Raw genomic sequence first — 21,792 nt, forward strand, 5'->3', positions numbered from 1 at the left:
GTTTTGGTTTCCCTACACTTACCAAAACGTTTTTGTTAGCGGAAATCGACAACATCAGAGGCGAACTGCGCACAGACGCGGCGAGCGGCATAGGGCCGCCGGCACAACGCCCGACACACCAAACGAGGAGCAACTTCATGTCCCACCCCGCCCCCGCGCCGGTGGATGAACGGCTGCCATGGCGGCGCCTGTTTGTCTTCGGCCTCCAACACGTACTGGTCATGGCCGCGTCGCCGATCGCGTCCGTCTTCCTGATGAGCAAGGCGCTGAACTTCCCGCCCGCACTGGCGGTGCAGCTGCTGAGCGCCACCTTCGTGATCTGCGGCCTCGGCACGCTGCTGCAGTCGCTCGGCAAGCGCGGCATCGGCGCGCGGCTGCCGTTCGTGATGCTGCCCGGCGGCGCGCCGATCGTGCTGTTTATCCTGATCGCGCAGCAAACCGATGTGCAGACCGCGGCCGGCGCGGTGATCCTGACCGGCATCTTCTATTTCTGCGTGCTGCCGGTGTTCCGGCGCTGCCTGCGCTATTTCCCGCCGGTGGTGGTGGGGACGATGCTGCTGCTGGTGGCGATCAACCTGGCGCAGGTCTCGGGCAAGCTGGTGGCGGGACATCCCGCCCCCGGCGCCACCGTCGATCCGCTCAACCTGTTGCTCGCCTTTGCCACCATTGCCTGCACGGTGGCGGCATCGCGGCTGTTGACCGGCATGCTGGCGCAGCTCGCGATCCTGCTCGGGCTGCTCGGCGGTGCGCTGGTGGCGGTGCTGGCCGGGGCTTTCCATGTCGGCCATGTGTCGATGTCGCCGGTGCTGGCGCTGCCCACGCCGTTCCCGTTCGGCTGGCCGCATTTCGATGTAGTGGCCGCGATCCCGCTGATGGTGTTTGCCGTGATCTCGATGGTGGAGGCCACCGGCCAGACGCTGGCGATCAGCGATGCGGTGGGCAAGCCGGTGGACCAGCAGCGCGACGTGCCGCGCACCATCCGCGCGGATGCGCTGACCTCGCTGCTGGGCGGGATGTTCGGCACCTCGCTGATCATCACCAGCGGCGAGAACATCGGCATCGTGCGCGCCACCGGTGTGCGCTCGCGCTTTGTCACGGCGGTGTCGGGCGCGATCCTGGTGGTGTTCGGGCTGCTGGTGCCGGTGTCGTCGCTGATCAGCGCGATCCCCGAGGCGGTGGTCGGCGGCACCGGGCTGGTGGTGTTCTGCATCGTCGGCACCATGGGCATCGACATGCTGCGCAAGGTCGACCTGCGCGACCACGCCAATATGTACGTGGTGGCCGTGGCGCTGGCCGTGGGGCTGCTGCCGATCCTGGTGCCCGGCATCTACGGCGGCCTGCCGGCCAACCTGCGCATCCTGGTGGGCAACGGCGTGGCGATGGGCGCCATCACCGCGGCGCTGCTCAACTTCCTGTTCTTCCACACGGGCTTGCGGGGCGCAACCTCGGCCGCGACGCCGACCCCTGCGGTCGCCGACGATGCCGCCGCCTCGCACTGAGCCCGCTTCCTGAATCCCAATGACCCAACGTTATGCATCGACGCCGGCCTGGCCCGGCGATACCCATCCGGCGCTGCAGCCGGACAGCTTCGACCGGCCGCGCGTGCTGCTGCCGGAATGGACCCTGCTGCGCCAGGGGGCGGTCCGCGGGCACGCGGTGGTGGTGGAGGGCGGCCGCTTCAAGGCAGTCGGCAAGGCCGCGGACATCGCGGCGCGCTTTCCCGAGCTGGAGGCTTTGCCGCTGCCGCGCATGCTGTTGATGCCGGGCATGATCGACACGCACCACCACCTGACGCAGTCGTTCGGCAAGTCGCTGGTGTTCGGCGAGCCGTCCGAGATCTTCCGCCGCGTGTGGGTGCCGCTGGAAGGCAGCCTGAAGGCGGAGCACCTGTACTTGTCGTCCAGGCTGGCGGCGCTGGAAGCGCTGCGCGGCGGCTTTACCACCGTGGTCGACGCCGGCACGCGCAGCGACGCGGGGCTGGACGCGATCGCGCGCGCGGTCACCGATGCCGGCGTGCGCTGCGTGCTCGGCCTGATCTGCAACGACAAGCCCGGCGCCGAAACGCTCGACGCCGCGCCGATCCTGCGCCGCGCCGGCGCGCACCTGGACAAGTACGCGAGCGATCCGCTGGTGACGCCGTCGCTGGCGATCTCGATCCCCGAGGTCGCCTCCGACGCGATGCTGCATCACGTCTACCAGCTTTGCGCCGAGTCCGGCCGCATCTTCCAGACCCATGCCAACGAGCATCTGGTGGCAGTGGAGCGCTCGCTCAACGCCTGCGGCCGGCGCCCCATCGAACACCTGGCGGCGATCGGGGCGCTCGGCCCGGCGGCGCTGCTCGCGCATGCCACGCTGGTGACGCCGCATGAAATCCGCTTGCTCGCCGATACCGGCGCGGCGGTGGCCTACAACCCCGTGGCCAGCGCCTGGAAGGGCAACGCGGTGGCGCCGGCCGAGACCATGGCGACCTTTGGCGTGCGCTTGGGCCTGGGCACCGATGGCACGCGCAGCGACGGCTTCCGGCTGCTGGATTATGCCGAGGCGGCGCAGCGCTTTGCCTTCGGCATCGGCGTGGGCGATTCGTCGTGCGGCGCGGGCTGGCGCTGGGTCGACATGGCCACGCACGACGCGGCCGATGTGGCGGGACTGGGCGCCCTGACCGGCGAGATCGCTGCGGGCAAGCGGGCCGACTTCCTGCTGCTCGACCTCGACGTGCCTGAGCTGGCGCCGTCGTGGGACCTGACCTGGGAGCTGGTGCGGCTGGCCAACCGCGACCAGATTCGCGCGGTCTTTGTCGATGGCCAGCTGCGACTGTGGCAGGGCTGGCCTACCGACTGGGATGCGCGCGCGCTGATGCGGGCGATCCATGCGATGGCCGAGGAAACCGTCGCCAACGCGCCGATCCGCAAGCTGCACGAAGCCGCGGATGTGCACCGCGCCCGCCACGCCGGCACGGCGGAGTGCTGACGATGGACATGACGTTGTTCAACGTTGGCGCGGCGGTCTTTACCGGCGCGTTGATCCAGGGCGCGACCGGCATGGGCTTCGCGCTGATCGTGGTGCCGGTGCTGGCGCTGGCAGCGCCGGCGATGCTGCCCGGTGCGCTGCTGCTGGCGATGCTGCCGCTCAATGCCTACGTGGCCTGGCGCGAACGCCATGCCATCGATCTGCGCGGCGCCGGCTGGATCAGCGCCGGGCGGCTGGCCGGCACCTTTGGCGGGCTGTGGGTGCTGGTGTCGATGCCAATGGCGTGGCTCAACGCGCTGGTCGGCGGCAGCACCATTGCCGCCGCGCTGGCGTCGCTGCTGGCCCCTGCTTTCACGCCCGGACGGCTGACCTTTGCGTCGACCGGCCTGATCACCGGTGTCACCGAAACTGCCACCGGTGTGGGCGGCCCGCCGCTCGCGCTGGCCTACCAGCACGCGCCGGTGGCCACGCTGCGCGCGACCGTGGCGCTGTGCTTCCTGGTCGGTGAAGTGATCTCGCTGGTAGTGCTGGCGCTGGGTGAGCGGCTCGGCATGGAGCAGGTGGCGTATGCCATCGGTTTGCTGCCGGTGCTCGGTGTCGGCATGGTGGCCAGCCACCTGGTGCATCGTCGCATCGACCAGCGCATGCTGCGCATCGGCGTGCTGGTGTTCGCGCTGGTGTCCGGCGCGGTGGTGCTGCTGCGCGGCTAGCGCGTTGGCGTGGAGGACTCACGCACCACCAGTTCGGGCGCGGGCCCGGCGCTGATGCTGCGGCTGCGGTCGCCGGACAGGTGGGCGAACAGCAGCTCTACCGCCAGCGACGCTACCCGCTCCAGGTGCAGGTTGACCGCCGTGATCGGCGGCTGTGCGCTGCGGGCGCGGATGCCGTCGTAGCGCGTCACCACCAGCACATCGTCGGGCACGCGCTTGCCCAGCGACTGCAGGTGCGCCATCGCGCCGACCGCGAATGCATCGACCGGCGCGCACAGCGCATCAAGTTCGGGCATCTGTGCCAGCAACTGCGCGCAGGCTTCGGCGCCGGCCGCCTCGCCGCGATCCTCGGGGGCCTTGACGATATGGCAGGGCAGGCCGGCTGCCTGCGTGAACTCGCGATAGGCGCGCTCGGTTTCCACATACGACTGCCGCGGCGCCGCACCGATCATAAGGCCGATATGCCGGCGGCCGTGCCCGTGCAGGTGCGCGAGCAGCAGCCGCGCGGTGTCGGCCGATTGCAGGTCGACGCAAGGCACCGGCGTGTCGGTCAGCGGCTCGCGTCCGATCGACACGATGCTGACGCCGCGCTCGCGCAGCCGCGCGATATGCGGATCGCCGGCCACCGGCTCGATCACGATGGCGCCGTCGATATCGAGCGTATCGAGCAGCCCGCCGGCACCTTCCAGCGGCGGCACCAGCACCACGCCCAGGCCGCGGCCCATCGCCGCTTCGGCCGCGATCGCCGCCACCTCCATCATGAAGCCGAGCCGCGACGTGCCGCCCGCGACCGCGAATGGCATCGACGACAGCAGCGCGATGCAGTTGGCGCGGCCCGACTGCAGCCGTTGCGCGCGCACGCTGGGCCGGTAGCCCAGCTCCGCCGCAATGCGCTTGACCCGCGCGCGCGTGGCCGGATCCAGCACGCCGCGGTCGTTCAGTGCGTGCGACACCGTGGTGAGCGAGACGCCGGCGGCGCGGGCGACGTCGTGGATGGTGAGGCGGCGGGGTTTGTCGGGCTTGGAATCGGGCATGCGCGGCGTGGGCAGATGTCAGGCCCGAGGATACATCAGCGGCTCGCTCGGGTGCGGCGTGCGGCCTTCAGCGTGTGACGATCAGCGGCGCGTGCGCGTGGCCGGCTGCGTCGACAACGCCTGCCAGTGCGCGCGCGTGAAGCTGTAGAGCACTTCCAGCGCGGGCGACAACGAGCGCGCCGCCATGCGCGCGATGCCGTAGCGGCCGCAGCGGCGCGGGTCGGGCGGCATCGGGACTTCGGCCATCAGGCCGGCCGCGCGCTCCTGCCGCGTAATCGACAGCACCCCGAACAGCAGCGTATCGGTGGCCAGCGTCACGCTGCGCAGCATGTCGAGGTTGTCGCAGTGCAGGGTGAAGAGCTTGTCCGGCGCGGCACCCGGGCCCCACAGCTCGGCAAGCTGGCGGCTGACGATGGTGCTGAGCGTGGTGGTCGCCACGGGGTACCCGCGGATCGTGTCGATATCGACGCGGCGCTTGCGCAGGATCGGATGTCCGGCGCGGCATACCAGTCCCGCGGGCAGTTCACCCAGCGGCTCCATGTCGATATCGTCGGCGGCGCGCAGCACGTAGGCGTCGCCGACGATGGCGTCGATGGTCTCGCTGCGCAGCGCTTCCAGCATTGCGCTGGTGGCGCCCGTCTCGGTGCGAACCTTGATGCGCGGATGCGCCTGCGCCATGTGAACCAGGAACGGAGTCAGCAGCAGCGCGGCGGGGGCAGGCGCCACGCCGATCGCGATCGACCCTTCCTCGCCGCCGCGCAGCAGGTCCAGGTCGCGCCGTAGCTGCCGTTCTTCCAGTCGCATGCGGCGCGCCCGCTCGGCCACCAGCTCGCCGAATACCGTCAGCCGCGCGCGCCGCGCGCCGCGGTCGAACAGCGGTGCCTTCAGCTCGTCCTCCAGCGCGCGGATGCTGCGGCTCAGTGCGGGCTGGGTCAGGTGCACGGCGCGCGCCGCTTCGGAAAAGGTGCCGTGCTCAACCACCGCGAGCAGGTGCAGAAGTTTCTGGGTATCCATGCGGCAATCCATGCGTAATGGTTATGGAAGCGGTTCAACATTTGCATTTGAATCATACCCTGGCGCTCCCTATGATGACCGGAACACAAGAGCGGACCGGTGACAGCACACACGGCGTCCGCCACCCATCTTCCATCGGCAATCGGAGAGAGACATCATGCTCAAGCTGTTGATCGGCCTTGGCCTGCCGTATATCGGCGTCATCGGGCTGCTGCCCTGGGTGGCGACCGTCGAGCGCTTCGTGCTCGGCGTGCCCTTTATCTATGCCTGGATCTTTGCGTGGTTCGTGCTGACCTCCGGCTGCATGCTGGCGTGCTGGCTGCTGTTCGACCGCCACGCCGCCGAACCGGCGCATGAAGCCTGAAGGGAGAGCGGCCATGACCACAGCGGTATTCCTTGGCTTTATCGTCTTCTCGCTCTATCTGGCGATCCGTTCGAAGAAGGGCCACGGCGCGCAGAGCGTGCATGACTTCTTCGTGGCCTCGCGGCAGTTCGGCGCCTACCTGGTGTTCTTCCTGGCGGCGGGCGAGATCTACAGCATCGGCACCATGGTGGGCTTTCCCGGCGGCATCTACGCCAAGGGGCCCACCTATGGTGTCTGGTTTCTCGGCTACATCCTGCTGGCGTATCCGCTCGGGTATTTTCTCGGTCCGAAGATCTGGCAGGCCGGCGCGCGCTACAACGCGATCACGCTGCCCGACCTGTTCAAGGGCCACTACGGCAGCCGCGCGCTGGAGCTGATCGTCGCGGGCTCGGCCATCCTGTTCCTGCTGCCGTGGGGCCAGTTGCAGTTCACCGGGCTGGTGGCAGCGCTCAAAGGGCTGGGCTGGGAGTTCAGGCCCGTGTACCTGGTGATGATTTCCGCGGTGCTCGCCTTTACCTATATCGCCATCTCCGGGGTGCGCGCGTCGGCTTATATCGCCATCCTGAAGGACATCCTGATGGTGGTGGCAATCGTTGCGACCGGTGTCGCGGTGGGGTGGCAGGCGGGCGTCGGCGATGTGTTCCACGCCGCCAGCGTGCAGGTGAGCAACCAGATGAGCGACACCCAGTTGCGCTTTTCGATGAGCACCATGCTGTTCCAGGCGCTGGGCTTCTATGTGATGCCGTTCGCGGTGCAGAACTTCTTTACCGCCAGGAGCGCCAACACCATCCGCCGCACGCAGGTGGCGATGCCGCTGTACATGCTGATGTATCCGTTCCTGGTGCTGGCGTCGTACTACGCGATCAGCCAGAACCTGGAACTTGCCTCGCCCAACGAGGCCTTCTTTGCGGCGGCGGTGCGGTTGCTGCCAGGGTGGCTGCTCGGGCTGGTGGCGGCGGGCGCGGCGCTGTCGGGGTTGCTGGTCTTGGCCGGCATCTGCCTGGCGATCGGCCCCATCGTCACGCGCAACCTGCTGCCCGGCATGCCCGAGGCGCGCCAGAAGCAGGGCGCCAAGGTGGTGATCGTGATCTACCTGGTGCTGTCGATTGCGATGACGCTGGCCACGCCAAACCTGATGCTGACATTGATCAACACCACTTACTACGGCGTGACGCAGTTCTTTCCGGGCGTGATGGTGATCCTGTTTTCGCTGAAGGTGCGCCCGGTGGCGATTGCGCTCGGCATCGTCAGCGGACAGGTGCTGGCCATCGCGCTCTATGTGCAGCAGGCCGATTTCGGCGGCATCAACCTCGGGCTGATCAGCCTTGGCGCCAACCTGCTGGTGACGGCGATCGTGAACTACGCGCCGCGTCTGTCCCGCGTGCAGCCGGCCTGATCACCATTCTCAAGACAAGCAATGACCGCTCAACACACGGCGCGCACGCAGGTATTCGTGGCGCGCAAGATCCTTACGATGGAAGCCGCGCAACCGGAGGCGACGCATGTCGCGGTGCGCGGTGGCGAGATCCTGGCAGTCGGTGGTTCCTCCGATATGGCACGGTGGCCGGATGCGGTGCACGTCGACACCTTCCGCGACAAGGTGCTGATGCCCGGCCTGGTGGAAGGTCACTGCCATCTGATGGAAGGCGCGATGTGGGATGCGGTCTACGTCGGCTATTTCGACCGGCGCGATCCGGACGGCAGGCTGTGGCGCGGGTTGCGCACGCTGGAGCAGGTGATTGACCGGCTCGCCACCGCTGCCAGCCGGATGCAGGACACCAACGTGCCGCTGCTGGCGTGGGGCTTCGATCCGATCTACTTCGGTACCGCGCGCTTGTCGGTGCGCGAGCTGGATCGTGTCTCGGTGATGCGGCCCATCGTGGTGATGCATGCCAGCGTTCATCTGATGAACGTGAATACAGCGATGCTGGCGCTGGCCGGCATCGACGAGGACACCGATATCGATGGCGTGCACAAGGGCGCGGACGGCAAGCCGACCGGAGAGCTGCAGGAGTTCGCGGCGATGTTCCCGGTGCAGCGCGTGATCGGCCGCGGGCTTTCTCTCGCCGCCGCCGAAGATCCGGAGGCGGTACGCCGCTTCGGCCGCGTGGCGCAGCTGGCCGGTGTGACCACGGCGACCGATCTCGTCAACGACCTGTCGCCCAAGGGACTCGAAACGCTGCGCGCCGTGACGGCGGATCCGGACTTCCCGCTGCGGATCGTGCCGGCGTTCGCGCCGCAGCGCGATGCGCAAGGCGGGCCAGGACGTGTGCGAGACGCGGCCGCAGCGGGTTCCGACAAACTCCACTTCGGTCCGGTCAAGTTCATTGTCGACGGCTCGATCCAGGGCTTTACCGCGCGCCTGCGCGCGCCGGGTTATGCAGGTGGCCAGCCCAACGGCCTGTGGCTGATTCCGCCTGAGCAGTTGCTGGAGGTGTTCACGCCGTTTCACCTCGCCGGCCTGCCGCTGCATATCCACACCAATGGCGACGAGGCGACCGAGGTGGTGCTCGATGTGCTGGAAGTACTGCTGTTGCGTCATCCGCGGGCGGATCATCGCCATACGCTGCAGCACTGCCAACTCGCCGACGGGGTGCAACTGGCACGCGCCGCACGGCTCGGGTTATGCATCAACTTCTTTTCCAACCATCTGTACTACTGGGGCGATGCGCATGCCGAACAGACCGTCGGGCCTGCGCGTGCTGCACGCATGAACCCGGCGGGCAGCGCACGGCGGCTGGGCATCCCGTTCGCGATCCACTCCGATGCGCCGATCACGCCGCTGAACCCGCTGTTCACGGCATGGTGCGCGGTGCAGCGGCAGACCGCATCCGGCCGCGTGCTGGGCGAGGCCGAGCGTCTGACCGTCGCGGACGCGCTGTATGCGATCACGTTGGGCGCCGCCTATACGCTGGGGCTCGACCACCGCATCGGCAGCATCGCGCCTGGCAAGCTGGCCGACTTCGCGGTGCTGGAGGACGATCCCACAGTCGTGGAACCGGAGCGTCTGAAGGACATCCGCGTATGGGGCACGGTATTGGGCGGGCGGGTGTTCGCGGCGCCGGCGCGATGAGTGCGCCGCCGATTCCGATGGTGGTGGTCGGTGGCTACCTCGGCGCCGGCAAGACTACGCTGCTCAACCGCTTGCTGGCCAATGCGCAGGGGCGGCGCATCGCGGTGCTGGTCAATGACTTCGGCGAGATCAATCTCGACGCCGCGCTGATCCGCGCGCGTAGCGACGACGTGATCCAGTTGGAGAACGGCTGCATCTGCTGCTCGATCGGCGCTCGGCTGGCCGAGGCGCTGATGGCCGTCGCGGCGCGCGGGCAGAGGCCGGAGCTGCTGGTGATCGAGGCCAGCGGCGTGTCCGATCCCCAGCGCATCGCGCAGGTCGGCTTGCTCGATCCGGCATTCCGGCTCAATGCGGTGGTGGTGGCGGTCGATGTGACGGGCGTGGAGAGCAGCCTGCGCGATCCGCTGGTAGGCGAGATGGTGCGGCGGCAGATTGCCGGCGCTTCGGTGGTGGCGTTGACCAAGGCTGATCTGGGTGATGCGGCGCAGGTCGCGTGCGCCGCGCAGACAGTCGCCAGCATCGCAGCGCGGGCGACGGTATTGGCTGCCTGGGAAGGGGAGGTGCCGCTGTCGGTCTTTGTCGATGCGGCTTTGCCGGAGCCGCAGGGTGACGCGATGCTGCGGGCCGGCGGAGGCTGGCAGCGAGCGGCTGAAGCAGTACATGCGGGAATCCGCAGCGTCTGCTACCGGACACACCGCGGCTTCGACAAGGCCCGGCTGCGACAGGCGCTGACAACGCCGCCCGTGCGGCTGTTGCGCGCCAAGGGCATCGTCAGGCTTGCTGCCGATCCGCGCTGGCATGAGGTACACGTCGTTGCCGGCCGCATGCGGCTGAGCCCGATAGCGCGGGGGGAGAGCAGGGAATCAGCCCTGGTCTTTATCGGCGCCTTCGATGCCGCCGATGAAGAGCGCCTGCGTGCCTGCCTGGACCTGGCGCTGGCCTGAGAAGCCGCGGCTGGTTCAGGTATGGAATTCTTCCGGAGCCGCCGGCTTCGCACCCTGTCCTTCCCAGCCACTGCGCTCGAACTCCGCAATCACCTGCGCGCCCATTAACAGCAACGTCGCCGCAATTTCCAGGCTCAGCAACACCACGATCGCAGTGGTCAGCGACCCGTAGACCCGTCCCACCTGTGACAGCGTGCTGAAGTACCACACCAGCACATGGCGGGAAATCTCCCATAGCACCGCCGCAATCACCGCGCCGGACAGCGCATGCCGCAACGACAGCCGGCCCACCGGCATCACCATGTAGATCGACGTCAGCATCAGGACCTCGCCGAGAAACCCAAGCAGGTAGAGCAGCGTGGTCGACAGCCGGTCCAGCGACCAGTCATGCCCCAGCACGGCCACATGCCGTTCCCCAATCGCGAGCAGCGCACCGGCGACCACGCTGACCAGCAGCAAGCCCACGCTCAGCACGACGATGTAGCAGTAAGGCAGCACCGCCGACACCAGGAAATGCCGCCGGCGGATCGCCACGCGATGCACGAAGATCACCGACATCGCGTTCTCCAGTACCGTGAATGCCAGCGAACTGAAGAACAGCATGGTGCCCAGCAGCACCCAGCCGACGGTGCCCCGGTTGCGCAGGAAGCCGGCAAGCTCGCTGGTCAGCGCGCGCGACTGGCCCGGCACGACCCACTCCAGGTAGTGCGCCAGCGTCGATAGCAGCAGGTCTGGGGCGACCACATGCGACAGCGCGATCACCATCAGGATCAGCAGCGGCACGATCGACAGCAGCGCGTAATAGGCCACCGCCCCCGCCAGCAACAGGCCCTGATTGGCGCGGAATTGCCTCAGCGTATGCCAGGCAAAGCGCCCCGGATGGCGGAGCAGGTCTGGGACGCGGGCGTCGGGAGGCTGCATGGCGGACATCCGAGAGGAGCACGTTTCGACATTATGCGGGGTCGGAGGAATTGGGTAGTGCGTTGATAACTTGCGTGCCTTTCTCGGCATACAAAAACTGATCGTTAATGAGCAGATTCTGAAAAAGAATTACTTTTTGTATCAATGGGTTACCGAGAAATCTGTGATAGAGTGACTTCGTCATAACTAAATTTTCGGTGCTTTCTATGAAACTTGAAGATCGCATCTCTCGATCTATCGCCCAGCGCCAGGGCGCGGTTGTGCTGCGTTCCGACTTCGCCAATATGGGAAGCACGGCGCAGGTGGGACGGGTGCTGTCCCGCCTGATCGACAAAGGCAAGTTGATCCGCGTCAGCAAGGGCGCGTTTGCCAAGACCCGCATCAACAAGTTCACGGGGCAACCGATGCCCGACGGAACGCTGGAGGACATCGGGGCCGAGCTCTTCCGCAAGCTGGGGATCGAGCTCATGCCGAGCCGGCTCGTGGCGGAGTACAACAGCGGCAGAAGTACGCAGGTGCCGCCGACCAACATAGCCAATACGGGTCGCCGGCGTATTTCCAGGAAGGTCACTGTGGGCAGCCGTTCGGTCGTCTATGAGAAGCATCTCGGACGCGGTCAGCTCTGACATTTTCCACGCCCACGATGTGGGAATTCTTGGCGATCTGCATCCTGCCGTTGCCGAGAAGGATCAACACATCACCGACGCGTTGCATGCACTGGCCAACATCAGGCTGTCGCACATCGCCTGCCACCGCAACCGGAGCAAGGGCGATCCCCGCCCAGCGCGGATAGAACTATCCACGCAGCTTGTCTTTGCAGGGGGCACATGCCTATCGAAAGCTCACCGCATCATCGAGCGGATGTCGGAGGACATCGATATCAAGGTCATGCTCGAAGCCGTCCCCGACGGCTATGTCCTGCCCAAGGGGCAGTCTGATCGCGCACGGCTGGGTGACCTCCACCGGGCGGTGGAAGCTTGCCTGACAGGCCTCGGCTTCGGAAATGTGAAGCTGGAACAAATGGACAATCCCATTACGCGGGACAGTCGGCGCTACTACTGCCTGATGGTCTCATACGATTCCCGCTTCCGTGATCTCTCTGGCGTCCTGCGGCCCCAGCTAAAGCTGGAACTGATACATCGGTCGCTGGAGCTGGGCATGGAAAAGCTCGAAATGGGCTACATGCTCGACCAGTTCGTCTCCCGCAAGGACCCGTTACGCTTCTCGATGGCCTGCATATCGGTTGCCGAGACGCTGGCGGAGAAGGTGCTCTCGCTGCTGCGGCGCTGCGCATGGAAGTGGGACGGACACCAGCGCGGCCCACTCGATCCGACGCTGGTTCGACACGTCTACGACGTATGGCGCATTGCGACAAGCAGACCTGTTGCGATGGACGGTGCTCTTCAAGTTTTTCCGGCCGTGGTCAATAAAGACAGGCTCGCGTTCCGCGGCCAGCATCCTGAATTTGATCGCGACCCCCATGGCGTGCTGTCTCGCGCGCTGAAGGGCGCGGCCACCGACCGGGCGCTGCGCGACGATTTCGCGCAGCAATTGACGCCCCTTGTCTTCGCCACCGAAAAGCCGGATTTCCACACCTGCTTCACCGCCTTCCATGCAATGGCAAGGCGCTTGCTCGAGCGCCTTCTCCACTAGCCAGAGCACGTCCCGTCCCACCGCCAGCCATTCCACAAGGTTATGGCGCTATTCCCAGTAGATCGTTGTGGTCGTGGCCCGCGTGCTTCAAGATGGCGCCCGCGGCCTGCACCACGCGGGCTTGCATTCCATCAAAACGAGGCGGCGCACCGGGCGTGCACCAGCTCGATAAAAAAGAGGAGACAGCATGCGAGCATCTTTGCCATCGCCCAGGACGGGATTCGTGCGCGGCTGCGCCTGGCTGGCAGCAGCGCTGCTGCTGATGCCGGCAGGCGGATCACTGGCGCAGCAGGGCGGGCAGTCATCGGCCGTTGCCGAGGATGGCGTCATGCAAGGTTTCCCGCCGCCACCGGACAAGCAAGTGAGCCGCGGCAGTGGCCTGCGCCCGCCATACATGCGCTGGGCGTTCCGGCATGCGCGCGAGATGTCGCCTACCTCCGGTATCCGCCATGCGAGCCAGCCGTTGGCACTGGCAGGAGAGCAGAGAACCGGGCTCGATGGCACAACGTTCGCAGTTGCGGGTAATACCATCCGGCTGGCGGACTACTTGCGCGACACGCATACCGACGGTTTCATCGTGCTGCACCAGGGCAAGGTTGTGTATGAGCGCTACCTTGCAGGCTTTGGTCCTTACCAGCCGCATATCTGGGCTTCGATGACCAAGTCCGTGACCGGGCTGCTGGCCGCGATGCTGATCGAGGAGGGCAAGCTCGATCCGCAAGCGCGGCTGGCGCAGTACGTGCCTGAACTGGCAGGCAACCCGTTCGGCGAGGCCACGGTGCAGCAGCGCGACGATCCGGCGCGCGCGCTGGAAACCGCCGAGGCCATGGTGGCCGCGGCGCTCGCGATCCGTCGCGCGGTCAGCCGCTGATCCTCGCCGGCAGCGCGCGGCAAATCTCTCCAAATCGACTTTCAGGCGCGCCGCCAGGGCGCGACTTCGGCCGGGACAGCCGCCGCGCTGGATTGCTGCCTGCACCTGGTGCGCCGCGACCATGGCGCGGAGGTGGCCAACCGTGAGCTGGTTGGCTTTGGCTCGGCGGTATCGTTGCGGCAGCACTTCACGCAGACTTTTTCGGTCTCGCCATCCGCCTATCGCAAGCAGTTTGGCAATGCGGTGCCAGCGCAAATCGATGGCTGACTGTTGCGCACCATGCGGGCCAGCCGGGCCACGCTACGCAAGACTCCCCACGCCAACCTGTGTCGCGCCGGCCGCCCTGCGCAGGCAGTCCAGCATCGCCGCGACCGCAGCGCGCGACACCCCATCCTCGCGCCAGTACATCGACACCGAGCCGAAACCCGCCAGCCGCAGCGGCACGATGCGCAGCGCGCCCAGCTCTTCCAGCCGGCGCGCGGTACGGTGCGAGGCCAGGCCGATCATGTCGCTGTTGTTGAACAGCGTCAGATTCAGAACCGTGGAATTGCTTTCCACGCAGTCGGCAGGCAGCGCACGTTCAGCGCTGGCCAGCGCGCCTTCCAGCGCATTGCGGATCGGCGTGCCGCGCGGCCATACCACCCAGCGGTAGCGGTACAGGTCGTCCCAGCCGATGCGCCCGCCCTGCAGCAGCGGATGGCGCGGCCGCGCGACAAAGTGGATCGGCTCCATGTAGAGCGATTCGGTGCGCATATGCGCGTCCTGCAGCTCGGGCGCTGAGCGGCCCACCACGATATCGAGTTCGCTGCGCGCAAGCTGGCTCATCAGCCGGTCCATGGTGGTTTCCACCAGCCGCATGCTGGCGCGCGGCATCTGCTGCAGCAACTGCAGCGCGGCCAGCGGCACGGTGTCGGCCGCCGAGGCCCCCGATGTGCCCACCACCACCAGCCCGCTGCCCCCTTCGCGCATCGCCTGCAGGTCGTCGCGCGCGGCGTCGAGCTGGGCCTCGATCCGGCGGGCATGCCCGATCAGCGATTCGCCATAGGGTGTGGGCCGCAGGCCCCGCGCCTGCCGCTCGAACAGTGGCAGGCCGATATCGTCCTCCAGGTCCTTCAGCCATTTGGAGAGACCCGGCTGGGTCGTATTCAGCATGGCCGCCGACTGGCTCATATTGCCGGTCTCGGCCAGGCTCAGCAGCATCTGCAGGTTGCGTAGCCGCAATCTCTGGGTCCAGTCCATGGTGACGACCTATATAAAAAATCGTATCGATAAGATGAAAGCTTCATTTCAAATCTTATAGGGTGCGGCGTATAACGACAACAAGACGGTGCGCATTGACACAGGCACCCGCAAAGAGCGCTCCCTAAAGCACCCGCTCAAGTTACGGAGACAGCATGTCCGAACACACCCCAGATCCGGCCCGCGTGGCCTACTACGAAGAAATCGGCCGCAGCCATATGACCCCGCTGTGGGAGTCGCTGCATGCCCTGGTGCCGCCGCAACCGCGGCCGCAGATCGTTCCCGCCATCTGGAAATACGCACAGATCCGCCCGCTGGTGATGCAGGCGGGCAGCGTCATCAGTGCCGAGGAAGCGGTGCGCCGCGTGCTGGTGCTGGAGAATCCCGGCATTCCCGGCAAGTCGAGCATCACCTCCACGCTCTACGCCGGCCTGCAACTGATCCTGCCGGGCGAGATCGCACCCAGCCATCGCCATACCCAGTCCGCGCTGCGCTTTATCGTGGAAGGCAAGGGCGCCTGGACTGCCGTGAACGGCGAGCGCACCACCATGCATCCCGGCGATTTCATCATCACGCCGTCGTGGGCCTGGCATGACCACGGCAATCCCACCGTGGAGGATGGTGGCGAGCCGGTAGTGTGGCTCGATGGCCTGGATATCCCGCTGGTGCAGCAGTTCGACGCCGGGTTTGCCGAGAACTACCCGCAAGCCCAGCAGCCTGTGACCCGCGCCGAAGGCGACAGCTTTGCGCGCTTTGGCCACAACATGGTGCCGGTGCGGCACCGCGTGACGGATCCCACCTCGCCGATTTTCAGCTACCCGTACGAGCGCTCGCGCGAGGCGCTGGACCAGCTTTACCGCAATGGCGAGCTCGATCCGTGGGACGGCGTCAAGCTGCGCTACGTCAACCCAGCCACTGGTGGCTGGCCGATGCCGACCATCGCCACCTTCATGCAGTACCTGCCGGCGGGCTTCCAGGGCAAGACGTATCGCAGCACCGACGCCACCGTGTACAGCGTGGTGGAAGGGCGCGGCACGGTGCGCATCGGCGATGCACAGTTCCAGTTCGAGCCGCGCGATGTCTTTGTTGCCCCGTCGTGGGCACCGGTGCAGCTCGGCGCGCTGGACGATGCGGTGCTGTTCAGCTATTCAGACCGGCCGGTGTTGTCCGCGCTGAACCTGTTGCGCGAATCGCGCACCTGAATGGCCGCAAGCCTGACCTGATTCGCTTGCGACGGTTGCCTGCGGGCGCCGCCGCGGCCCTCGCTCACCTGACTTTCTGAAACCAAGACCATGTCCTACGTTTTCACGCCTCCCGCCACCGTCGCCATCCCCGTTGCCGGCAGCGACGACCAGTTCGCCGTGCGCCGCGTCTACTGCGTGGGCCGCAACTACGCCGCCCATGCCCGCGAGATGGGCTTCGACCCGGACCGCGAGCCGCCGTTCTTCTTCTGCAAGCCCGCCGATGCGATCGTACCGGTGCAGGCGGGCACCACGCTGGAGCTGCCGTATCCCGCGCAGACGCAGAACTATCACTACGAGGCCGAGCTGGTGGCGGTGATCGGCAAGGCCGGTTCGGATATCCCCGTCGAACAGGCGCTCGAACACGTCTGGGGCTATGCCGCCGGCCTCGACATGACCCGGCGCGACCTGCAGATGAAAATGCGCGAGATGGGCCGTCCGTGGGAAATCGGCAAGGCCTTCGATGCCTCGGCCCCGGTGGCGCCGATCCATCGCGCCAGCGACATCGGCCACCCGCAGCAGGCCGGTATCTGGCTGACGGTCAATGGCGAAACGAAGCAGCGTAGCGACGTGTCGCACCTGATCTGGTCGGTGGCTGAGACGGTGGCCTACCTGTCGCAGTTCTTTCGCCTGGAGCCGGGCGATGTGATCTTCACCGGCACGCCGGAAGGGGTAGGCGCGGTCAAGGCTGGCGACACCATGGTCACCGGCGTCGATGGACTGGGCGAGCTGACCGTTCGCGTGGTCTGAGCGCGAATCGATTGCAGCAAACAGGCATTACCGACCATGCAGCTCTATAGTTTCTTCAACAGCTCGACGTCCTACCGCGTGCGCATCGCGCTGGCGCTGAAAGGCCTGCCCTACGACTACCTGCCGGTCAATATCCGCACCGGCCAGCACCGCGAGCCGGAGTACGTCGACGGCATCAACCCGTCCGCCTCCGTGCCGGCGCTGGTGGATGAAAATTTCGCGCTAGGCCAGTCGTTCGCGATCATCGACTATCTGGACGCGCACCATCCCGAGCCGCGGCTGATCCCGCAACACCCGGAGCAGCGCGCGCGTGTGCTGGAGCTGTCGACGCTGATCGGCTGCGATATCCATCCGGTCAACAACCTGCGCGTGCTGCGCTACCTGCAGGACGTGCTGAAGGTCACGCCGGAACAGAAGGATGCCTGGTATCGGCACTGGATCGATGAAGGCATGGCCGGCGTGGAGCGTCTGCTGGCGCTGCACGGTCATGGCAAGTGGTGCTTTGGCGATGCGCCGACGCTTGCCGACGTCACACTGGTGCCGCAGGTCGCCAATGCGCTGCGCATGGGCTGCGACCTTGACCGCTATGCACGCGCGATGGCCGTCTATGCCTATGCCAGTGCGCACCCGGCCTTTGCCCGGGCCGCGCCTGTGCGCCAGCCCGACTACACCGCCTGACGCATCGCGCAGGCCAGGAGACAAGGAATGAGCAGAACCAACAACGCGACCGGCAAGGTCCTGATCATCGGCGGCGGCATCGGTGGCCTGGCCGCGGCGCTGGCGCTGGCACGCCAGGGCATCCGCATCGAACTGCTGGAGCAGGCCGAACAGATCGGCGAGATCGGCGCCGGCATCCAGCTTGCCGCCAACGCCTTTGCCGCGCTCGACGCGCTTGGCGTGGGCGAGGCTGCGCGCAGCCGTGCGGTCTTTACCGACTACCTCAGCCTGCGCGATGCGATCGACACGCGCGTGATTGCCGAGGTCAACGTAGGGCAGGCGTATCGCGAGCGCTTCGGCAACCCGTATGCGGTGATCCATCGCGCCGATATCCACCTGTCGATCCTGGAGGCCGTGCAGGACCACCCGTTGATCGCCTTCCGCACCAGCACGCGCGTCGGGCAGCTATTGCAGGACGACAGCGGCGTTACGGTGATCGACCAGCACGGCGAGCCCCACCGCGGTGACGCGGTGATCGGCTGCGACGGCGTCAAGTCCGCCATCCGCCAGGCGCTGATCGGCGACGAGCCGCGCGTGACCGGCCACGTGGTCTATCGCGCCGTGGTCGACGTTGCCAACATGCCGCCAGACCTGCAGGTCAATGCGCCGGTGGTGTGGGCCGGTCCGAACTGCCACCTCGTGCACTACCCGCTGCGCGGCGGCCAGCAGTACAACCTGGTGGTGACCTTTCACAGCCGCGAGCAGGAAACGTGGGGCGTGCGCGACGGCAGCAAGGAAGAGGTGCTGTCTTACTTCGAAGGCATCCACCCGTTGCCGCACCAGATGCTGGACCGCCCCACCTCATGGAAGCGCTGGGCCACCGCCGACCGCGACCCGGTCGAGCGCTGGAGCTTCGGCCGTGCCACCATCCTCGGCGATGCCGCGCACCCGATGACGCAGTACGTGGCGCAGGGGGCCTGCCAGGCGCTGGAGGACGCCGTCACGCTGGGCGAAGCGGTGAAGGTGGCGGGCGGCGATTTTGAAGCGGCGTTCAAGCTTTACGAGCAGGCACGGATCCCGCGCACCGCACGCGTGCTCTACGCCGCGCGGGACATGGGCCGCGTCTACCACGCCAAGGGTGTGGACCGCCAGGTGCGCAACAGCCTGTGGACCGGGCGCACGCAAGCCCGGTTCTACGACGCACTGCAGTGGCTGCATGGCTGGCGCGCCGACAAGTGCCTCAGTCAGACGCCATGGCTGTAGCCTGCTGACAGCGCCTTTCCTTTTCTTTCGCAGTCAATCCGATAACGATCCGGCGGCCCATGAAGCCGCCGGGCGTGACTCGCCCCTAATCCTGGCATCAAGGAGGAGACCACCATGCCTGCCAGCCAACCCCTGAACGTCACCGCGTTCATCGACCGCCAGCCGCTGTCGGCGTTCCAGGTGACCATCGTCGTACTGTGCTTCCTGATTGTCGCCGTCGATGGCTTCGATACGGCGGCCATCGGTTTTATCGCACCGGCCATCCGCGCCGAATGGCACCTGACGCCGGCACAGCTCGCGCCGCTGTTCGGCGCGGGCCTGGGCGGCCTGATGGCCGGCGCTTTCCTGTTCGGCCCGCTGGCCGACCGCTTCGGCCGCAAGAGCGTGCTGGTGCTGTCGGTGTTGTTCTTCGGCGCGGCCAGCCTGGCATCCGCCTGGTCGCATGATTTGTGGACGCTGGTGTTGCTGCGCTTCCTGACGGGGCTCGGCCTGGGTGGCGCGATGCCCAATGCGATCACGTTGACGTCAGAGTTCTGCCCGGACAAGCGCCGCTCGTTCCTCGTCACGACCATGTTTTGCGGCTTCACGCTGGGCTCGGCTTTGGGCGGGCTCGCTTCGGCCGGGCTGATCGAAGCGTTTGGCTGGCGCTCCGTGCTGGTGGTAGGTGGTGTACTGCCGCTGGCGCTGGTCGTTCTGCTGGTGTGGCTGCTGCCTGAGTCGGTACGCTATCTGGTGCTGACCGGCAAGTCGCGCGAGCGGATCGTCGCTACGCTGCAGCGCATTGCCCCACAGGCGGACCTGCGCGATGCCACCTTCTCGGTCGGCGAGCAGCGCACCAGCAGCTCGCCAGTGCGCCACCTGTTCCGGCCGGAACTGCTGCGCGGCACGCTGCTGTTCTGGCTGACGTTCTTCATGAGCCTGCTGGTGATCTACCTGCTGTCGAGCTGGCTGCCGACGTTGCTGCGTAGTACCGGCCAGTCGCTGCGCACGGCGGCGCTGGTAACCACGATGTTCCAGATTGGCGGGACCGTGGGTGCGATCGTGCTGGGATGGCTGATGGATCGGATCAATCCGCACTATGTATTGACGGCCAGCTATTCGTTGGCGGCAGTGTGTATTGCGGCGGTGGGCAGCTTTGCTTCGGAACCGATCGCTGCGGGGATTGCGGTGTTCTTTGCGGGGTTTTGCATCTCCGGGTCGCAAGTGGGCGGCAATGCGCTGTCCGCCAGCTTTTATCCGACGGATTGCCGTGCCACTGGCGTGAGTTGGGCCAATGCCGTCGGCCGCATGGGATCGGTCGTAGGCTCGGTTGGCGGGGCGACGATGCTGTCGATGGGGCTGGGGATGCCGGCGTTGTTTGCGTTGATCGGCTTGCCGGCGCTGATCGCTGCGATGTCGATGTTTTCGCTGGGGGTGGTGAGGCGGGAGAGGGTGGTGGAGAGGTTGGCGGTTTGACTAACCCCAGCCGCTGGTTTGCCCCCTCTCCCGCTTGCGGGTGAGGGAGCACCCAATCGGAGAAGGAAAGGCTTGTGGCGCGTGCTGTGAAGTTGGTCAATCCACATCGATCACCCGCCCTGGACACAGGATCAGGTTCGGATCCAGCGACCGCTTGAGCAGCCGCATCAACGCCAGCGCCTGCGGCGTTCGCGAATGCCCGAGAAAGGGCTTCTTGTGCGTGCCAATGCCATGCTCGGCGGAAATGCTGCCGTCGAACTCGTGCACCTTGGGGTAGAGCACCTCACTGATCTCATGCTCGGGGAAATCCTCGGCCGACGTGCCAGGCAGGTACACGCTGACATGCAGGTTGCTGTCGCCCACATGGCCGAAGTTGACCAGCTCGGCATGCCGCCAGCGCGCCAACACCGCTGCGCGCAGGCTGTCGGCGAAGCCGCCGATCTGGCCGATCGGCAGGCTCACGTCATAGGCGGCATTGGGCGCCCACATCACCGGAAACTCGGCGACCGCGTCACGCAGCTTCCAGAAGCTCTCGGCTTCTTTCTCGCTGGACGCCAGCGCGGCGTCAGTGATCAGGCCAGCTTCCATCGCCGTTTCCAGCATGGATTCGAAAGCCGCGCCGTCCTGGCCGGCATCATTGCCCTGCAGGTCGACCAGCACATAGAAGGGCGAGCCGGCCGGCAGCGGGGCACGCACGCCAGGCACGCGCGTTGTCACCAGTTCATAGAAATCGGCCCACATCGCCTCGAAGGCCGATACGCGGCCGGACAGGCGGCGCTGCGCATGGCGTAGCAGCGCCACCACATCGTCGTAGCTGCGCAGCGCGCACAGGGCGGTCTGCGTGCAGCTCGGCAGCGGCGCGAGCCGCAGCACGGCGCGCGTAATCACCCCCAGCGTGCCTTCGCTGCCGATAAAGAGCTGGCGCAGGTCGTAGCCGGCGTTGTTCTTCTGCATCTTGTTGAGCGCGCTGACCACGGTGCCGTCGGCAAGCACCGCTTCGAGGCCCAGCACCTGTTCTCGCATCATGCCGTACCGGATCACGCGATTGCCGCCGGCGTTGGTGGCGATATTGCCGCCGATCTGGCAGCTGCCGCGTGCGCCCAGGTCCACCGGAAAGAGCCAGTCCGCTGCGCGCGCGGCATCCTGCACGGCCTGCAGCGTGGTGCCGGCCAGCACGGTGATGGTGCCGGCCTGCGCGTCGATTTCCTCCACGCCGCGCATGCGTTCGAGCGACAGCACCAGTTCGCCGCTGGCGGGCGTCGCCGCTCCAGCCAGGCCGGTCAGGCCGCCCTGCGGTACCACTGGCTGCCGATGGCGATTGCAGATGGCCAGCACCGCCGATACCTCCGCCGTGCTGCGTGGCCGCGCCACCGCCACCGGCGGGTGCGGGTCCAGCGGCGCGTACCAGTCCTTGCGGAAGCGAGTTTCGATGGCATCGCCGGTCTGCAGGCCGGCAGCATCGAGAACGCCGGCGAGTTCGGCCAGCAGGGCGGTGGGGTCTTGCAGGATTGCCATCGGCGGTCTTTCCGGTTGCGTGGAGTCTGAGGAGCGGCGGGAGCGCTTAAGCGCAGCCGAGAATGCTACGGCAAGGCCGCGCACGGTGATAAGAGCCAATCGGCGCCGGCGCGGTGGCACC

The 21,792-nt window shown here is 66.7% G+C and carries 20 protein-coding genes and 1 pseudogene; 16 read left to right on the plus strand and 5 right to left on the minus strand.

Features of this window, described 5'->3' with window-relative positions:
- Nucleotides 1-137 precede the first annotated feature (137 nt).
- From AB1I47_RS03925 to AB1I47_RS03935, 3 genes are read left to right on the plus strand one after another with little or no spacing between them, the layout of a single operon-like run.
- Nucleotides 138-1,499 carry a uracil-xanthine permease family protein gene (locus AB1I47_RS03925; protein ID WP_354682469.1) on the plus strand — a complete coding sequence of 454 codons (1,362 nt, stop codon included), beginning with the start codon at nt 138-140 and terminating at the stop codon, nt 1,497-1,499.
- A 19-nt stretch (nt 1,500-1,518) separates the two neighbouring features.
- Complete coding sequence (locus AB1I47_RS03930) at nt 1,519-2,967, plus strand: amidohydrolase family protein (RefSeq protein WP_354682470.1); 1,449 nt, start codon at nt 1,519-1,521, stop codon at nt 2,965-2,967.
- Nucleotides 2,968-2,969: 2 nt separating this feature from the next.
- Nucleotides 2,970-3,677 carry a sulfite exporter TauE/SafE family protein gene (locus AB1I47_RS03935; protein WP_354682471.1) on the plus strand — a complete coding sequence of 236 codons (708 nt, stop codon included), beginning with the start codon at nt 2,970-2,972 and terminating at the stop codon, nt 3,675-3,677.
- Here AB1I47_RS03935 and AB1I47_RS03940 read toward each other — a convergent pair.
- Nucleotides 3,674-4,711 (minus strand): LacI family DNA-binding transcriptional regulator, encoded by a 1,038-nt coding sequence (locus AB1I47_RS03940; protein WP_354682472.1) that lies wholly within the window; start codon nt 4,709-4,711, stop codon nt 3,674-3,676. The two genes, AB1I47_RS03935 and AB1I47_RS03940, sit on opposite strands and share 4 nt — an antisense overlap.
- An 81-nt stretch (nt 4,712-4,792) precedes the next feature.
- A complete protein-coding gene (locus AB1I47_RS03945) occupies nt 4,793-5,725 on the minus strand; it encodes a LysR family transcriptional regulator (protein WP_354682473.1) in 933 nt (310 codons plus the stop codon).
- A gap of 157 nt (nt 5,726-5,882) precedes the next feature.
- Here AB1I47_RS03945 and AB1I47_RS03950 point away from each other — a divergent pair, with 157 nt between their 5' ends.
- The 4 genes from AB1I47_RS03950 to AB1I47_RS03965 are packed head-to-tail and all read left to right on the plus strand — an operon-like array spanning nt 5,883 to nt 10,106.
- Nucleotides 5,883-6,089 carry a DUF3311 domain-containing protein gene (locus AB1I47_RS03950; RefSeq protein WP_354682474.1) on the plus strand — a complete coding sequence of 69 codons (207 nt, stop codon included), beginning with the start codon at nt 5,883-5,885 and terminating at the stop codon, nt 6,087-6,089.
- 13 nt (nt 6,090-6,102) lie between these two features.
- Nucleotides 6,103-7,485, plus strand: coding sequence for a sodium:solute symporter family protein (locus tag AB1I47_RS03955; protein ID WP_354682475.1), 1,383 nt, complete (start codon nt 6,103-6,105; stop codon nt 7,483-7,485).
- 21 nt (nt 7,486-7,506) lie between these two features.
- A complete protein-coding gene (locus AB1I47_RS03960) occupies nt 7,507-9,162 on the plus strand; it encodes an amidohydrolase (protein WP_354682476.1) in 1,656 nt (551 codons plus the stop codon).
- Entirely contained in the window at nt 9,159-10,106 is a 948-nt protein-coding gene (locus AB1I47_RS03965; protein WP_354682477.1) for a CobW family GTP-binding protein, read from the plus strand. The genes AB1I47_RS03960 and AB1I47_RS03965 overlap by 4 nt, the downstream gene beginning before the upstream one ends.
- Nucleotides 10,107-10,121: 15 nt before the next feature.
- Here AB1I47_RS03965 and AB1I47_RS03970 read toward each other — a convergent pair whose 3' ends face one another.
- Nucleotides 10,122-11,036 carry a YihY/virulence factor BrkB family protein gene (locus AB1I47_RS03970; protein ID WP_354682478.1) on the minus strand — a complete coding sequence of 305 codons (915 nt, stop codon included), beginning with the start codon at nt 11,034-11,036 and terminating at the stop codon, nt 10,122-10,124.
- 197 nt (nt 11,037-11,233) lie between these two features.
- Between AB1I47_RS03970 and AB1I47_RS03975 the strand changes: the two genes are divergently transcribed.
- From AB1I47_RS03975 to AB1I47_RS03990, 4 genes and pseudogenes are all read left to right on the plus strand, one after another.
- Entirely contained in the window at nt 11,234-11,653 is a 420-nt protein-coding gene (locus tag AB1I47_RS03975) for a DUF6088 family protein (protein ID WP_354682479.1), read from the plus strand.
- Nucleotides 11,622-12,680, plus strand: a complete 1,059-nt coding sequence (locus AB1I47_RS03980) for a nucleotidyl transferase AbiEii/AbiGii toxin family protein (RefSeq protein WP_354682480.1) — start codon at nt 11,622-11,624, stop codon at nt 12,678-12,680. Before AB1I47_RS03975 ends, AB1I47_RS03980 begins: the two co-directional genes overlap by 32 nt.
- 187 nt (nt 12,681-12,867) lie before the next feature.
- The gene (locus AB1I47_RS03985) at nt 12,868-13,551 is read left to right on the plus strand and encodes a serine hydrolase (protein WP_407935794.1); all 684 of its coding nucleotides are present in this window, start codon (nt 12,868-12,870) and stop codon (nt 13,549-13,551) included.
- Between the two features lie 63 nt (nt 13,552-13,614).
- Nucleotides 13,615-13,818 (plus strand): annotated as a pseudogene (locus AB1I47_RS03990) (GlxA family transcriptional regulator); the annotation flags it as partial.
- Nucleotides 13,819-13,851: 33 nt separating this feature from the next.
- On the opposite strand, the gene AB1I47_RS03995 reads toward AB1I47_RS03990, so the two are convergent.
- Nucleotides 13,852-14,790 carry a LysR family transcriptional regulator gene (locus tag AB1I47_RS03995; protein ID WP_354682481.1) on the minus strand — a complete coding sequence of 313 codons (939 nt, stop codon included), beginning with the start codon at nt 14,788-14,790 and terminating at the stop codon, nt 13,852-13,854.
- A gap of 155 nt (nt 14,791-14,945) precedes the next feature.
- Between AB1I47_RS03995 and gtdA the strand changes: the two genes are divergently transcribed.
- The 5 genes from gtdA (at nt 14,946) to AB1I47_RS04020 (ending at nt 20,156) form a co-directional block, all read left to right on the plus strand.
- Nucleotides 14,946-15,992: a gentisate 1,2-dioxygenase gene (gtdA, locus tag AB1I47_RS04000; protein ID WP_354682482.1), complete on the plus strand. Its 1,047-nt coding sequence runs from the start codon at nt 14,946-14,948 to the stop codon at nt 15,990-15,992.
- Between the two features lie 90 nt (nt 15,993-16,082).
- The gene (locus tag AB1I47_RS04005; protein ID WP_354682483.1) at nt 16,083-16,781 is read left to right on the plus strand and encodes a fumarylacetoacetate hydrolase family protein; all 699 of its coding nucleotides are present in this window, start codon (nt 16,083-16,085) and stop codon (nt 16,779-16,781) included.
- Nucleotides 16,782-16,817: 36 nt separating this feature from the next.
- Entirely contained in the window at nt 16,818-17,459 is a 642-nt protein-coding gene (maiA, locus tag AB1I47_RS04010) for a maleylacetoacetate isomerase (RefSeq protein ID WP_354682484.1), read from the plus strand.
- 27 nt (nt 17,460-17,486) lie between these two features.
- Nucleotides 17,487-18,701 carry a 3-hydroxybenzoate 6-monooxygenase gene (locus AB1I47_RS04015; RefSeq protein ID WP_354682485.1) on the plus strand — a complete coding sequence of 405 codons (1,215 nt, stop codon included), beginning with the start codon at nt 17,487-17,489 and terminating at the stop codon, nt 18,699-18,701.
- Nucleotides 18,702-18,815: 114 nt separating this feature from the next.
- Nucleotides 18,816-20,156, plus strand: a complete 1,341-nt coding sequence (locus AB1I47_RS04020; RefSeq protein ID WP_354682486.1) for an MFS transporter — start codon at nt 18,816-18,818, stop codon at nt 20,154-20,156.
- 96 nt (nt 20,157-20,252) lie between these two features.
- On the opposite strand, the gene AB1I47_RS04025 is transcribed toward AB1I47_RS04020, so the two are convergent.
- Entirely contained in the window at nt 20,253-21,671 is a 1,419-nt protein-coding gene (locus AB1I47_RS04025; protein ID WP_354682487.1) for an FAD-binding oxidoreductase, read from the minus strand.
- Nucleotides 21,672-21,792 lie beyond the last annotated feature (121 nt).

The organism is Cupriavidus necator (assembly GCF_040578825.1).
GTDB classification, from domain to species: domain Bacteria; phylum Pseudomonadota; class Gammaproteobacteria; order Burkholderiales; family Burkholderiaceae; genus Cupriavidus; species Cupriavidus necator_E.